Source organism: Erythrobacter ani (assembly GCF_019204025.1).
Classification (GTDB): Bacteria; Pseudomonadota; Alphaproteobacteria; order Sphingomonadales; family Sphingomonadaceae; genus Erythrobacter; species Erythrobacter ani.
This window is the reverse complement of sequence record NZ_JAGSPB010000001.1, coordinates 175,993-189,819: the sequence shown is the minus strand read 5'-3', so window position 1 is coordinate 189,819 and position 13,827 is coordinate 175,993. Positions and strand designations below refer to the sequence as shown.

Here is a 13,827-nt window from a genome sequence, read left to right as displayed (position 1 = left end):
CGGGCGCATCCCCCAAAGCGCTTGTCGTCCAGAAATGAATGAGGAAGACATGATTACAGTATTCAAACGTAGCCTGGTTCCCGCGGCAGCGATCGCGGCACTGGCGGCGCCCTCCGCAGCCTTGGCCGATGGTCCGTATATCGGCGTCAGCGGCGGCGTTGCCCTGCCAGAAGACAGCTCCAATTCGGGTGAGTTCGATCTCGATGTTCCGGCCACCGACGATTTCGGCGCAATCGCTGCCGGGACCGACCTCGGCTGGGAAACCGAATTTGATACCGGTTTCGCAATCAGCGGGCAGGCCGGTTACGCATTCGACAATGGCTTCCGCCTCGAACTCGAAGCTGCCTATTCCGAATATGATGTCGATACGCACAGCGGCCTGACCGTTGGCGGAACCAATATCGACGGTGCGGACGTTGCGGTGCTGACCCGCGGTGTGCCCGATGTCGCCAATCCGACTGTCGGAACCGTGATCGCCGATGGTCAGGGCGATGTTTCCAACTTCGGCGTGTTCGGCAACGTGTATTACGACATCAATACCGGCAGTGCGTTCAAGCCTTACATTGGTGCGGGCATCGGGTATCAGTGGGTCGACGTCGATTTCAGCCCGTCCGGCGTGGCTGTCGCCGACGATGATGACAGCGCATTTTCCTATCAATTAATGGCTGGTGCCAGCTTCGAAGTGTCGCCTGGATTCGACGTGTTCGGACAGTACACCTACCGCGACACGACAGAAGATGCGGAAATCCCGCTCACCCTCCTGCCTGCGACCTTGGGTGTGGATTCGTCACAGTCGATCCTGTCGCTGGGCGTGCGGTTCCAGCTGGGACAATAATCCGCCGATTTCCGGCTTTGACTAGAGAGGGGCTGCGCAGCGATGCGCGGCCCCTTTTTTGCATGTGGATGCCGTTTTCTGCGATCCGGCTGTTAACAGCGGGCCGAGCGGTGCTGTCCTACTCGCAAGCGAGACGCTATCGAGATCGGCATGACACATCACCCCTCTGGACCCAGCTCCCATCACTCCACCATTGCGGACGTAGAACGCTCAGAGATTTCATGCTCGGGACCGTGTAACATGCGGTCCATGTCTCGGTGTATCCCATGAGCGGGGCGGTCGGCGCTGGGGTGTATATCCACCCGATCGCGTTCGCTACTGGCCCGCAGGCGGAGGACGGGGCAGCTATCCGTTTGGCCGGTTCGATGGTGTATGCCAGCCGGTTCGCGCTCGTCACACGCGAGGGAGCAGTAGCGGTACGCCGGTCTCTGTTCGGAGTACGCGAGTTCGAAAGCGCGCTCGGCGATCTCGATGCCGCGCTCGAAACGGAAGCGCGGCGGCAATGGGGCAACCTGCAGAAAGCGCATGCTCCGCTGCAGGCTGGCGAGCGAACCATACGCTTCGATCAGCCGCAGGTGATGGGTGTGCTCAATGTGACGCCCGACAGCTTCTCCGATGGCGGCGACTTCCTCGAGCGCCCAGATGCTGGCAAAGCCCATGCCGCTGCAATGCTGGAGGCGGGTGCGGCGGTTATCGACATTGGCGGCGAAAGCACGCGGCCCGGTGCTGCTGCCACGTGGGAGGGAGACGAGAAGGAGCGGGTGCTGCCCGCTGTCGAGTATTGCGCCGCAATGGGCGCGGCGATCAGTGTGGATACGCGGCGCGCAGGCGTGCTCGAGGCGGCATTGCAGGCAGGAGCGCACATCGCCAACGACGTGTCCGCGCTGCGTTACGATCCGCGCTCGGCCGAGCTCGCGGCCAATGCAGGATGTCCTGTGATCCTGATGCATGCTCCGGGAAGCGGCGATGACCTGCATGATGGCGGCGAATACGACGATGTGGTCAGCGACGTGTTCGACTTCCTCAAAGATGCGCGAGAGCGCGCCATTGCAGGCGGCATCGCAGAGGATCGCATCATGCTCGATCCCGGCATCGGTTTCGGCAAGAGCCTGGCGGACAACCTCGCTTTGCTGAACGCGCTGCCGCTGTTTCACGCGCTGGGGTCGCCGCTGCTGCTGGGCGTCAGCCGCAAGCGTCTGATTGGTGCGCTCTCGCATGAGGAGGCGGCTCACGACCGGCTCGGTGGGTCGCTTGCGCTGGCGATGCGCGGCATGGATGCAGGCGTCCACATGCTCCGTGTCCACGATGTGAAAGAGACCGTTCAGGCGCGCAATGTATGGCGCGGTCTGCGCGATGCAGCGCTCACCGATTTCGCCCAATTACCAATGGATTGATCGAAACGGGAAAAGAAAACGAAGGCAGTGTAACCGAACCGAAAAACGCGGCGAACGGGAGGTATCCATAACGGTAAAAAGGGTTGCCTTCCGATGATCAAGATAAACGCTCCTCGCACGATCGCATTGGCGCTCACGCTTCCTGCGGCGGCATTCGCCTCTTCCGCTTCGGCGCAATCATCGGAGTTCAACCCGGAAGGCGGTTTCTACGTGTCCGTCCAGGCCGGTGTTTCCTCGCCGACGGATGAGACTTTCGACGGAATACAGGACCCGGTCGCGGGATCACCTGGAGTGGCAGGCGCTCCGGCTCAGGTAGAGGTGGAATACGACGAAGGCTTCAATGGAACCGCCGCGATCGGATATCGCCTTCCCAGGGCCGTGTTCGGCCTTCTGCAGCCGAGCGTAGAAATCGAATATGCCTATTCCGAAGCCGATGTCAGCGGCGGCAGCTTCAACGGCGGTATCCAGAGGTTTGACGGCGATGTCGAAGTGCACACGGTCTCGCTCAATTACCAGACGGATTTCCGGTGGTCCAACGAGCAGCGCTTCATCCCGTTCATCGGCGGTGGCATCGGTATCGCCGATGTCGATCACAACGCGAACTACTTCCCCGCCGATGGCATTGCGACTGCGCCGACATTCGCCGTGACCGGCGGCGACACGGGCCTGTCTTTGCAGAGCAATATCGGTATCCAGTACGTTCTGTCCGATAATATCGAGCTGCAAACCCGCGTGCGCTATCAGCGCATCACCGGGCTCGATTTTGAACGGCGCTTCGTCGGCGGCGGTGCCGACCTGTTCAACGCGGACCTCGATGGCCGGTTCGAGACGATCAACGTCCTGGCCGGTGTGCGCTACCGCTTCTGAAGCCTGATCGCGAGAGTTGGGCGAAAGTCGTGATACCGTAATGGTGTGATCCTATGGGTTGTGCAAATAGAGGCACAGCACAATCCAGGGGACTCGCACATGCGCCGACTTTCGCTTCTCGCTCTTACAGCCGCCGCGGCAGGTCTCTCAGCCGGACCCGTCATCGCGGATCAGCACGGCGCACATCTCGAACAGCCCGATCGTTTGCACGGAGATACACATGTTTCTGTGTCGGCAGAGGATTTGCTGGCACCGTACTACGCGCAGCTTGAAGACCAGGTCGATCTGCCCGTCGCGCCGCCGAACACAGCAATTGCGCCGGAAACCGTCATCACCCGGCTGGCTTTTGGAAGCTGCAATCATCAGTCGCGCTCGCAGCATATGTGGGCGCAGATTGCTGCTACCAATCCCGAGTTGTTCCTCTTCATCGGCGATAACAATTACGGCGATCAGGGCTGGGATGGCGACGCTGCGCTGACCACTTTGCGTCAAGCCTACCAGACACAGGCGGAAACGCCTGAGCTGGCCGCATTTCGCGCGCAAGTTCCCATGATGATCACGTGGGACGATCACGATTTCGGTTTCAATGACGGCGGAGCGAGCTTCACGTACCGCCACTGGTCGGAGACGATTTTCGAAACGTTCTGGGGTGCATCGAACGAAGTGAAATCGCGCCCCGGCATCTATGAAAGCCGTATGTTCGGGACTGATGACAAGGTCACGCAGGTAATCATGCTCGACACCCGTTTCTTCCGTTCCGACCTCGCGACGATGCCCTACACGCTGGAGCGTCCTCCGCTAGGCCCGTACGTGCCGAGCGAAGACCCGGCCAAGACCATGCTGGGCGGCGCGCAGTGGGAATGGCTGGAGCAGGAGCTTGCCAAGCCCGCAGACCTGCGCGTGGTCGTTTCCTCGATCCAGGTCATCACCGACGCCCATGATTATGAAAGTTGGGAGGCTCTCCCGCTTGAGCGCGCCAAGCTTTACGGAATGCTGGCAGCCCGCGCCGACAGTGGAATGGTGCTGCTGTCTGGTGATCGCCATGCAGGCGGGATCTATTCCGACACACCGGAGGCGGCAGCCGGTGAGCAGATTTGGGAGCTGACGAGCTCTTCGCTCAACTACTCATTCTCGTCTACCGAGCGGAACACTGCGCGCGAACCTGATCCAAAGCGGCTCACCGACTTTATTTCCGAGGAGAACTTTGGCCTGGTCGAGATCGATTGGGATGCGCGCACCTTCACCACCAGCCTGCGCGGAAGCGAGGGTGAGGTTCGGGTGACGCGCACCGTTAGCTTTTAGGAGAACCTAGCCGGGCGACGCCGCGCTGCCGGCGAGCAATCCGCCATCGAGCGTGAGTTCCGAGCCTGTCATGTAGGCACTCTCGTCGCTGGCCAGGAAAACGCACGCCGCAGCAACCTCCTCGACCGTTCCGAAGCGCTTTAGCGGTGTGTCCGCAACCAGAGCCGCCATATTGGCCTCCCGGTCGGGGCCATCGCCGAGCATAGGCTCCCACATCGGAGTGAGGATCGCTGCGGGATGCACCGAATTGCAGCGGATTGCCCACCCTTGCTGTGCAGCATAGAGCGCCACCGACTTGCTGTGATTGCGGATCGCGGCCTTGCTCGCAGCATAGGCAGCGGCTCCGGGAATGCCGACGAGGCCGGAACGGGACGACATATTGATGATCGACCCTTTGCCCTTCGCCTTCATCGCCCGCAGCGCATAGCGGCAGCCGAGAAACGTGCCGTCGGTGTTGACCGAGTGGACGGCATGCCAGTCTTCGAGTGAGGCGTTTTCCGGGTCGTGGGCGCGCTGTCCGCCCTCAAAACCGGTTATCCCGGCATTGTTTACCAAGACATCGATAGCCGGAAATTCGGTTTCCAGCGTCGCCCAGTCGCCTTCGCAGCGCACATCGAGCTGGCGAAATTCGCAGCCGAGGGCCTTTGCGGCGGACTCGCCCGCTTCCCGATCGATGTCGGTAAGGATGACGTCGGCGCCTTCGTCGAGGAAGGATTTGCAGATGGCTTCGCCAATACCTCGCGCAGCGCCGGTTACGACGCAGCGCGACTTGGAAAGTCTAGACATGAAGATACCTCGAAATTCAGATAACAAAACGGACGTAGCGACGTCCGGAGCTAAGGATTTTCCGCTTTAGCGGATGCTCTTGTTCATCTGACTTCTCCCAATATTGCAGTCTCCCGCTTAAGGCACGGTGCGCTGTCGATCAAGCCGCGTTGTCGATCCCCAGATCCGACAGCTTGCGATATAGCGTCGATCGGCCAATGCCGAGCCTGCGGGCGACCTCGGTCATGCGTCCGCGGTAATGCCCGATTGCCAACCGAATGACGTCGGCTTCTATCTCTTCAAGCGGGCGCAGGTTGCCGTCTTCGGTGTAAAGCATCACGCCCATGCCGTCATGCGAACTGGCCAGCGGATCGCTTTCGATCTCGCCCAGCATTTCGGAAAGTTGCGGGAAGCTCTCTTCGATTAGAGTGTTGCCTTCGCAATAGACCGCTGCTCGAAACAGTACCGACTGCAGCTGGCGCACATTACCCGGCCATTCATAAGCGGCGAGCAAAGCCAGCGCGCTGTCGGATACGGACAGATGCTTAAGACCGGGCTGCTCCCCGATCCGGCCCAGAAAATGACGGGTCAGTGCGGCGATATCGCCGCTGCGCTCTCGCAAGGGAGGAAGAACAATACGCTTGGCCGACAGGCGCGCTGCAAGGCCCGCGTGGAAATGGCCCGCATCCACGAGGGCCGAAAGCGTGATGTTGCTCGCGACAAACATCCGGACGTCGACCCGAAAGCCGTGGGTTGCACCCACGGGCCTGACGATCCCGGTTTCGAAAGCCTCGGCGAGCCGCGCCTGAACGTCTGGGGTCAACCGATCGACCTCGTCGAGCACCAGCGTGCCGCCATCGCATTGTTGCAACGCGCCAATCTGACGGTCGAATGCGCCAGGAAACGCGTTCGGTTCGTGCCCGAACAGCACCGATTCCATCGAATTGGGTGTCACGCTGGCGGCATTGATAAAGCGGAGCGCTTCCTTCGAACGTGGACTTGCGGCGTGCATGGCGCGCATCAGCATTTCCTTGCCAGTCCCGCTTTCCCCTTCGATCAGTGCATGGCCGTGACCGCGAGCCGCCTTCGCTGCTTGCGCAAGGGCGGTACGGAATTTCGGCGCTGTTCCGATCATGGCGTCGAAGTCCAGCGTCGCGGACATCTTTTCGGTCAGCGGTGCAAGCTCGGCCTGCGGTGCCTCTCGGGTGGTGACGCTGCGTAGCGCCTCCATCAACCGGTCCGGTGATACCGGTTTGACGAGATAATCGCTCGCGCCAGCACGCATCGCCTCGACCGCGAGCAGCGGGGATGCACTGGTCGTCAGCATTAGGATGGGAAGGGCTGGCCGACGTTTCTTGAGCTCTTCGATCAGCGCGCAGGCATCATCGCCCGGAACCCATTGATCGAGCAGGATCGCGGATAGTTGCATTCCCTCGCGAGTGCCCAGCATAGCAATCGCAGATTCGCCATCGGCCGCGACGACAGTGCGCCAGCCATCGCGCGCGGCAATGGCCGATATAAGGCGGCTCTGCGCAGGCTCATCATCAATGAGCATCACGAGACGCGTATCGGCCGCCGCAGGCGTCAGGTTTTCGAGGTGCGAATCCATGTCGGACATAGGTTAAGTCGCAATCCCTCCACTCTCCCCGGAAACCGTCCCAGGGTGAAACGTCGGGGGAGACTACGCCGATGAGGTAAAGACCGAATTAAGGCTGAGGTGCCTCACGAGCGGATTTTGTCCTGTTTTTGCGTCCATCCCCCTCATCAGAGCGGGCTTGAGTGCAGCGGCTCTCCACGATACGGGCAATGTTTATCCAAGACCGGCACCTTTCGCCGTTCTCAACGTTAGACATCCAAGGGGATATGAGAGCCATGGCATCGCACGATATGGACAAGGCAAAACAGACCTACAGCGGCTTCATGAGCACGCTTAAATGGGCTGTTCCGGTCATTGCCATCATAACACTTTTCGTAATTACGCTCATCGCTGATTGAAGGCAGACACCGCCACGTGAAAATTGCTGTCCTGAAAGAGCGCGCCGCAGGCGAAGAGCGGGTTGCCGCTACGCCTGAAACGGTCAAGAAATTCATTGCTTTAGGCAATGATTTCGCTGTCGAAACCGGTGCCGGTAGCGGCGCTTCGATTTCGGACGATGCCTATAGCGAGGCGGGGGCGACCATCGGCGATGCCGCTGCGTGCGTGAAGGATGCCGACATAATCCTCGGCATTCAGGCCCCGGAAGCCGCTCTGCTCGACGGTGCCAAGCCCGGCGCTTGGGTGGCGGCGCTGTTCGATCCGTTCGGCAACAAAGACCTTGTCGATGCCTATGCCAAGGCAGGGCTCGAAGCGTTGTCGATGGAATTCATGCCGCGCATCACGCGCGCGCAGAGCATGGACGTGCTCTCGAGCCAATCCAACCTTTCCGGATACAAGGCCGTCCTGACCGCCGCCGACACTTTCGGCCGCGCATTTCCCATGATGATGACGGCAGCCGGCACCGTAAAGGCGGCCAAGTGCTTCGTGATGGGCGTGGGCGTCGCCGGCTTGCAGGCGATTGCCACGGCCAAGCGTTTGGGCGCGCAGGTTTCCGCAACCGATGTGAGGTCGGCTACGAAGGAACAGATCGAAAGCCTTGGCGCAAAAGCGATTTTCGTCGAAGAGGTCGAGGGGATCGAAGGCGAAGGCTCGGGCGGCTATGCCACCGAAATGAGCGATGAATACAAGGCCGCTCAGGCAAAGCTCGTTTCCGAACACATCGCCAAGCAGGACATCGTCATCACCACCGCGCTGATTCCGGGCCGTGCCGCACCGCGCCTCGTAACAGATGAGCAGATTGCAACCATGCAGCCGGGCAGCGTCATTTATGACCTTGCGGTCGCGCAAGGTGGGAATGTCGAGGGGTCGGTCCCTGATGACATGGTGGTGCGCCACGGTGTCAAAATCATGGGCTATGCCAACACGCCAGCACATCTCGCCGCCGACGCGTCGGCGCTGTTCGCGCGCAATCACCTCAATTTCCTCTCCGCGTTCTGGGACAAGGAGGCGGGCAAACCCGAGCTTGACGAAGAGATTGGCGACGCAATCCGTCTGACAAAAGGCGGCGAAGTTGTGAACGAGCGGCTGAAGGGGGCCTGATCCATGGATTTCATCAGCATTCTCTCGATCTTCGTGCTGGCGTGTTTCGTCGGCTATTACGTGGTCTGGTCGGTCACCCCGGCATTGCATACGCCGCTGATGGCGGTGACCAATGCGATCTCGTCGGTGATTATTGTCGGCGCGCTGATCGCTGCGGCAGAGGCAGGCAGTCCCACGGCCAAATATCTCGGACTCGCAGGCGTGGTCCTGGCAAGCATCAATATCTTCGGCGGGTTTGCCGTGACCGAGCGGATGCTCGCCATGTACAAGAAAAAGGAGAAGTAAGAGATGATCTTCTCCATTCTCGCAGGCGCGGCAGACGCTGCATCGACCCCCGCATGGGTCCCGCTCGCATACCTTGTTTCGGGTGTATTCTTTATCCTCGCGTTACGCGGGCTATCGAGCCCCGCGACAAGCCGCGCGGGCAACCGCAACGGCATTATCGGTATGCTGATCGCAGTGGCGACGACGCTTGTCACGCATGACATCGCGAATATCGTCGAAATCGGTATCGCGATCGCGATCGGCGGCCTGATCGGCTTCACCATCGCACGCCGTATCGCCATGACCGCGATGCCAGAGCTGGTTGCAGGTTTTCACTCGCTGGTTGGTATGGCAGCTGTGCTGGTCGGCTGGGCCGCTTACCTCAATCCGGGTGCATTCGGCCTGCTGGTCGACGGGGCAATCTCGCCGGTCAGCAAAATCGAGATGGGGCTGGGCATTGCAATCGGGGCAATAACGTTCTCCGGCTCGGTCATCGCCTTTGCCAAACTCTCGGGCAAGATGAGCGGATCGCCGATCCTGCTGCCCGGGCGCCATATCATCAACCTCGGCACGCTTGCAGCGATCATCGTCCTAACGGGTCTGTTTGCAGCGGCGACAGGGCCTGCAGCAACCCTGCCATTCATCGTCGCGGTAACCGTGCTCGCCTTTGCCATCGGTTTTCTGCTGATCATCCCGATCGGCGGCGCGGACATGCCTGTCGTCGTCTCAATGCTGAACAGCTATTCCGGCTGGGCGGCGGCAGCGATGGGCTTTACCCTCGGCAACACTGCTATGATAATCACCGGCGCGCTGGTCGGATCGTCGGGTGCGATCCTGTCTTATATCATGTGTCGCGCGATGAACCGGAGCTTCATCAGCGTGATTGCCGGAGGTTTCGGCGCGGACGATAGCAGCGGCAGCGCCGAACCCCGCGAACAGCGCCCCTATAAACAGGGGAGCGCCGAAGATGCTGCTTACATGCTCGAGCAGGCTGAGAAGGTCATCATCATTCCGGGCTACGGCATGGCGGTCGCGCAGGCTCAACATGCGCTGCGGGAAATGTGTGACGTGCTTGAGGAAAACGGGACCGAAGTTAAATTCGCGATCCACCCCGTTGCTGGCCGGATGCCGGGCCACATGAACGTGCTGCTTGCAGAGGCAAGCGTCGATTACGACAAGGTCTTCGAACTCGAGGACATTAATTCCGAATTCGCGCAGGCGGATGTCGCCTTCATTATCGGCGCGAACGACGTAGTGAACCCAGCGGCCAAGACCGATAAGTCCTCACCCATCTACGGAATGCCCGTGTTCGACGTGGACAAGGCCAAGCAGGTGTTTTTCATCAAGCGTTCGATGGGCGGTGTGGGTTATGCCGGAGTCGACAACGATGTCTTCTACATGGACCAGACCGTCATGCTTCTTTCGGATGCGAAGAAGATGGTCGAGGAAATCGTCAAGGCGCTCGATTAGGGTTCGCAATCCATGCGCACCATCGTGATCTTGCTGATCGTGTTCCTGGTCGGCCTCGCTGCGTGGTTCTTTCTGCGCGAGGACGGTGTGCTGGAGCAAGTGACCGAGGCCCGGGTGGAGCAGGCCTTGCTGGCTAACCGTGTGCCTGCACCGATGGCAGAATGCATGGCGGCGCGGCTGGTCGATCGGCTGAGCCTGAACCAGTTGCGCAAGCTGGAACGCGCGGCTCCACAGGACGGCGAAAGCCGGATTCCCCTGTCGACCGGCGAAGCGCTGGCGAGGCTGCGACGGGTCGATGATCCCGAAGCGCTGGAGGCGGTCGTGACGGTCGCGGGCGGATGCGGGTTCGAACTCCTGTTGCAAGGGCGATAACCAAGGCTGTCCCCTTGCGGTTCAAGCGCGGTAACATTGGATCGGATGACGGGCCATTTGCGACTGGGACTTCACCGCTGATCTGCACCGACATCATTTACAGCCGAGCGCTCTTGCAATCCGGCTATCTTGCGGCACTATGGCTGCGGGATAGGGAGACATTCATGATCAGATTGACGATTGCTGCATTGGCGCTTTGTGGTGCGGCGCCGGTCTTTGCCGAAACACACACGATCACGCCGGGCGAAGGGGCTCAGGAGCGCCTGCAGGAAGCGCTCATCCTTGCTGAACCGGGTGACGAGATCGTGCTGGAGGCAGGACGTTACGAGCTGACCGACGGGCTGAGCCTGGATGTCGATGGAGTTACGCTTCGCGGTGCGGGAATGGACGAAAGCGTGCTGGACTTTACGGGCCAGCAGGGGTCGGGTGAAGGACTGCTTGTCACCTCCGATGAGGTCACCTTGCGCGATTTCGCCATGGAGAACCCAAAAGGCGACGGGATCAAATCGAAGGGCGCCGATAACATCGTCTATCACGCGCTCAAGGTGACATGGACCAACGGCCCTGACGCGTCAAATGGAGCCTATGCGATCTACCCGGTGGAAAGCACTGGCGTGCTGGTCGATGGTGTCTACGTGTCCGGCGCTTCGGATGCTGGCATCTATGTCGGTCAGTCGAGCAAAATCACGGTGCGCAATTCGATCGCCGAGCAGAACGTCGCTGGTATCGAGATAGAGAACAGCCGCGATGCTCTGGTCGAAAACAACATCGCGACCAAGAACACCGGCGGTATCCTTGTCTTCGACCTGCCGGGCCTGCCGGTGGTCGGCGGAGGGAATGTCATCGTGCGGCAGAATATCGTCAGCGAAAACACAACGCCGAACTTCGCGCCTCCAGGTAATATCGTCGCCAGCGTGCCGAGCGGAACCGGCATCATGGTGATGGCCAATGAAAAGGTCTGGATCGAAAACAACCTGGCGAACGGCAATTCGACCGCGCCGCTTATGGTTATCGCCTACACGCAGGAATTCGACGATCCTCGTTACAATCCGTATCCGCGTGATGTGGTGATCGGTGCGAATGTCGTCGAAGATGGGGGCAGCAATCCGGATTTTCCCGGCGGAGAGCAATTTGCAGCGGCCTTTGGCGGCGCGATACCTCCGATCCTGTGGGACGGGCTGTCGGATTCGGATCGACCGGCGTTGATTGTCACCTCAGGCATTCCGGGTGTCTCGCTCAATCTCGCGAATCAGGGCCAGTCGATCATGGAGGCGCAGCCTGGCCCTATGACCGCGCCAAGCGAAATCGAGCAATGGGACATGAGCGGGATCGGCGCTCCCGCTGAATTGGAGGCGCGGCTCAGGTGAGACGTTCTTTCGCGCTGCTTGCGGTATCTGCTCTTGCCTTTGGCGGAGCGATTGCTGGCCGGGCGTTTCCTCCACCGCAGGTCAACGATTATGTCATCGCTGGCGATACTCTTCCGCGCGCACTCGCCGATTTCGGTTTCTTTGCCGATAGCGCTGGGCGGGAGGCAGTTTCAGGCGTAACCTCGTACAGCCTCAACACTCCGCTGTTTTCGGACGGTGCCGACAAGCTGCGCTATATCTATCTGCCCGCCGGAACTGAAATGAGCGCCGATGGCGATGGGCTGCTGCAGTTTCCGGTGGGAGCGGCGATCATCAAGACTTTCGCTTTTGGTGAGGGCGACGAGCAGCGCTTCATCGAAACCAGGGTGCTGCTGCACCGCGCGGACGGATGGACCGCGCTGCCATACCGGTGGGATGATGCGCAGTCCGAGGCCAAGCTTGCCCTCGCAGGAGCACGGCTTCCCATTACAACTCCCGCAGGCGAACAGATCAGCTACCGCATTCCCAACAAGAACGAATGCAAGACGTGCCACAGCAAGGATGGCGAAGTTATCCCCATAGGTCCGAAGGCGCGCAATCTTTCCGCCGAGTGGCTCTCTGCAATGGTCGAAAGCGGCCAGCTCGATGCATTTCCAGAAGGTGCGGACATGCTTCCCGACTGGAACCGACGCGGCGAGAAAGCCACAACAAGCCTCGCGCGCGCTTATCTCGATGTGAACTGCGCGCACTGCCATCAACCTGGCGGCGGCGCATCGAATTCAGGCTTGGACCTGCGCTGGGAGCAGCATGATCCCCACGCGCTCGGTGTGCGCAAGCCGCCGGTTGCCGCAGGGCGGGGCGCGGGTGGGCACACGGTTTCCATCGCTCCGGGTGATCCTGACTCGTCCATCCTCGTGTACCGGATGAACTCCGCTGAGCCCGGCATTGCGATGCCGGAACTGGGCCGTTCGACGATTGATCACGATGGTGTCGAGGTTGTACGCCGCTGGATCGCTGAAATGTCTGGGACAGAAATCACACAATGAAATGGCCTCTCCGCATACTTTTGGCGCTGATAGCGCTCGTCGTAATAGCATTTCTGGTGTTCCGAACACCTGACACCGATCTTGTCGAAATGCGGGCCAAATATGGTGCCGCACCCTCGCAATTCGTGCAGATTGGAGACGGCGTAATCGCTCACGTACGTGACGAAGGCCCGCGCGATGCGCCTGCAATCGTCCTGCTGCACGGGTCCAATTCGGATCTGCGCACATGGGATGAATGGGCCGATGGTCTAAAGCAGGATTATCGTGTGGTTCGTTTCGATCAGGTCGGGCATGGTCTGACAGGTGCCGATCCGAACGACGATTACAGCCGCGCCAATTTCACCGATGACATCCGCGCGCTCACGGCTTCGCTTGGCCTTGAAAGCTTCATCATCGGCGGCAATTCGATGGGCGGCAAGCACGCGCTGGCCTTCGCAGCGGCCTATCCCGAGAAAGTCACGGGCCTGATCCTGGTGGATGCGAGCGGCGGACCGATGATCCGGAGCAAAGACGATGGAGAGGACAGCGGAAATATAGGCTTCACCATTGCCCGCACCCCGATCATCAATAGCATCGCGGAGCAGATTACGCCGCGAAGCCTGATCCAGCAGTCGCTCGAGCAATCGGTTTCGGATCCGGCGATCATCACCGATGCGATGGTCGATCGCTATTGGGAGCTGCTGCGATATCCCGGCAATCGCAGGGCCACGATGCGGCGATTTGCTACGGAGTACGATCCGCTGGCAGAAGGCGAAATCGCGGGGATCGAAGCGCCCACGCTCATCCTCTGGGGCACGGAAGACAGGCTCATCCCACTCGCTGCGGGCGAGTGGCTCGATGAGATGATGCCCAACAGCCAGCTTATCGCCTATCCCAACATTGGTCATCTTCCGCAGAAGGAAGCGCCTGAAGCGACGCTAAGCGATGTCAGGAAATGGCTGGACGGTCTTGGCGCCACAGCCGAGAGTGAAACGCCCGAGAATTAACCTCATGACGTGGACGCAGGATCAAGTTTGGCGCTAGATCGTTC

The 13,827-nt window shown here is 60.2% G+C and carries 14 protein-coding genes; 12 read left to right on the top strand and 2 right to left on the bottom strand.

The features are described 5' to 3' along the window. Positions 1-49 precede the first annotated feature (49 nt). The 4 genes from KCG45_RS00970 to KCG45_RS00955 all read left to right on the top strand — a co-directional run bounded on the left by KCG45_RS00970 (position 50) and on the right by KCG45_RS00955 (position 4,398). The gene (locus KCG45_RS00970) at positions 50-835 is read left to right on the top strand and encodes an outer membrane protein (RefSeq protein ID WP_218315287.1); all 786 of its coding nucleotides are present in this window, start codon (positions 50-52) and stop codon (positions 833-835) included. Between the two features lie 266 nt (positions 836-1,101). Then, positions 1,102-2,229, top strand: a complete 1,128-nt coding sequence (gene folP / locus KCG45_RS00965; protein ID WP_218315286.1) for a dihydropteroate synthase — start codon at positions 1,102-1,104, stop codon at positions 2,227-2,229. A 93-nt stretch (positions 2,230-2,322) separates the two neighbouring features. Next, positions 2,323-3,096, top strand: a complete 774-nt coding sequence (locus KCG45_RS00960) for an outer membrane beta-barrel protein (protein WP_218315285.1) — start codon at positions 2,323-2,325, stop codon at positions 3,094-3,096. 99 nt (positions 3,097-3,195) lie between these two features. Then, entirely contained in the window at positions 3,196-4,398 is a 1,203-nt protein-coding gene (locus KCG45_RS00955) for an alkaline phosphatase D family protein (RefSeq protein WP_218315284.1), read from the top strand. Between the two features lie 6 nt (positions 4,399-4,404). Here the strand turns inward: KCG45_RS00955 and KCG45_RS00950 are convergent, their stop codons facing one another. Continuing rightward, positions 4,405-5,184: an SDR family NAD(P)-dependent oxidoreductase gene (locus KCG45_RS00950; protein ID WP_218315283.1), complete on the bottom strand. Its 780-nt coding sequence runs from the start codon at positions 5,182-5,184 to the stop codon at positions 4,405-4,407. 139 nt (positions 5,185-5,323) lie between these two features. Then, the gene (locus KCG45_RS00945) at positions 5,324-6,781 is read right to left on the bottom strand and encodes a sigma-54-dependent transcriptional regulator (RefSeq protein ID WP_218315282.1); all 1,458 of its coding nucleotides are present in this window, start codon (positions 6,779-6,781) and stop codon (positions 5,324-5,326) included. A 254-nt stretch (positions 6,782-7,035) separates the two neighbouring features. On the opposite strand from KCG45_RS00945, the gene KCG45_RS15405 reads away from it, so the two are divergent. The 8 genes from KCG45_RS15405 (at position 7,036) to KCG45_RS00910 (ending at position 13,783) form a co-directional block, all read left to right on the top strand. After that, a complete protein-coding gene (locus KCG45_RS15405; protein ID WP_255547886.1) occupies positions 7,036-7,158 on the top strand; it encodes a hypothetical protein in 123 nt (40 codons plus the stop codon). A 16-nt stretch (positions 7,159-7,174) separates the two neighbouring features. Further along, entirely contained in the window at positions 7,175-8,299 is a 1,125-nt protein-coding gene (locus KCG45_RS00940) for an NAD(P) transhydrogenase subunit alpha (RefSeq protein ID WP_218315281.1), read from the top strand. Between the two features lie 3 nt (positions 8,300-8,302). Next, positions 8,303-8,584, top strand: a complete 282-nt coding sequence (locus KCG45_RS00935) for an NAD(P) transhydrogenase subunit alpha part 2 (protein ID WP_190787839.1) — start codon at positions 8,303-8,305, stop codon at positions 8,582-8,584. Between the two features lie 3 nt (positions 8,585-8,587). Further along, on the top strand, positions 8,588-10,033 hold the full coding sequence (locus tag KCG45_RS00930; RefSeq protein WP_218315280.1) for an NAD(P)(+) transhydrogenase (Re/Si-specific) subunit beta: 1,446 nt from the start codon (positions 8,588-8,590) through the stop codon (positions 10,031-10,033). 12 nt (positions 10,034-10,045) lie between these two features. Next, on the top strand, positions 10,046-10,405 hold the full coding sequence (locus KCG45_RS00925) for a hypothetical protein (RefSeq protein ID WP_218315279.1): 360 nt from the start codon (positions 10,046-10,048) through the stop codon (positions 10,403-10,405). Between the two features lie 164 nt (positions 10,406-10,569). Beyond that, positions 10,570-11,772, top strand: coding sequence for a parallel beta-helix domain-containing protein (locus tag KCG45_RS00920; protein WP_218315278.1), 1,203 nt, complete (start codon positions 10,570-10,572; stop codon positions 11,770-11,772). Further along, positions 11,769-12,797: an SO2930 family diheme c-type cytochrome gene (locus KCG45_RS00915; RefSeq protein WP_218315277.1), complete on the top strand. Its 1,029-nt coding sequence runs from the start codon at positions 11,769-11,771 to the stop codon at positions 12,795-12,797. The genes KCG45_RS00920 and KCG45_RS00915 overlap by 4 nt, the downstream gene beginning before the upstream one ends. Beyond that, the gene (locus KCG45_RS00910) at positions 12,794-13,783 is read left to right on the top strand and encodes an alpha/beta fold hydrolase (protein ID WP_218315276.1); all 990 of its coding nucleotides are present in this window, start codon (positions 12,794-12,796) and stop codon (positions 13,781-13,783) included. Before KCG45_RS00915 ends, KCG45_RS00910 begins: the two co-directional genes overlap by 4 nt. The last annotated feature ends 44 nt before the right edge of the window (positions 13,784-13,827 follow it).

Excerpts from the sequence above, each read along its gene's own strand:
- KCG45_RS00970 (WP_218315287.1), top strand. The coding sequence starts at position 50 with ATGATTACAGTATTCAAACGTAGCCTGGTTCCCGCGGCAGCGATCGCG.
- folP (WP_218315286.1), top strand. The coding sequence starts at position 1,102 with ATGAGCGGGGCGGTCGGCGCTGGGGTGTATATCCACCCGATCGCGTTC.
- KCG45_RS00960 (WP_218315285.1), top strand. The coding sequence starts at position 2,323 with ATGATCAAGATAAACGCTCCTCGCACGATCGCATTGGCGCTCACGCTT.
- KCG45_RS00955 (WP_218315284.1), top strand. The coding sequence starts at position 3,196 with ATGCGCCGACTTTCGCTTCTCGCTCTTACAGCCGCCGCGGCAGGTCTC.
- KCG45_RS00950 (WP_218315283.1), bottom strand. The coding sequence starts at position 5,184 with ATGTCTAGACTTTCCAAGTCGCGCTGCGTCGTAACCGGCGCTGCGCGA.
- KCG45_RS00945 (WP_218315282.1), bottom strand. The coding sequence starts at position 6,781 with ATGTCCGACATGGATTCGCACCTCGAAAACCTGACGCCTGCGGCGGCC.
- KCG45_RS15405 (WP_255547886.1), top strand. The coding sequence starts at position 7,036 with ATGGCATCGCACGATATGGACAAGGCAAAACAGACCTACAGCGGCTTC.
- KCG45_RS00935 (WP_190787839.1), top strand. The coding sequence starts at position 8,303 with ATGGATTTCATCAGCATTCTCTCGATCTTCGTGCTGGCGTGTTTCGTC.
- KCG45_RS00930 (WP_218315280.1), top strand. The coding sequence starts at position 8,588 with ATGATCTTCTCCATTCTCGCAGGCGCGGCAGACGCTGCATCGACCCCC.
- KCG45_RS00925 (WP_218315279.1), top strand. The coding sequence starts at position 10,046 with ATGCGCACCATCGTGATCTTGCTGATCGTGTTCCTGGTCGGCCTCGCT.
- KCG45_RS00920 (WP_218315278.1), top strand. The coding sequence starts at position 10,570 with ATGATCAGATTGACGATTGCTGCATTGGCGCTTTGTGGTGCGGCGCCG.
- KCG45_RS00910 (WP_218315276.1), top strand. The coding sequence starts at position 12,794 with ATGAAATGGCCTCTCCGCATACTTTTGGCGCTGATAGCGCTCGTCGTA.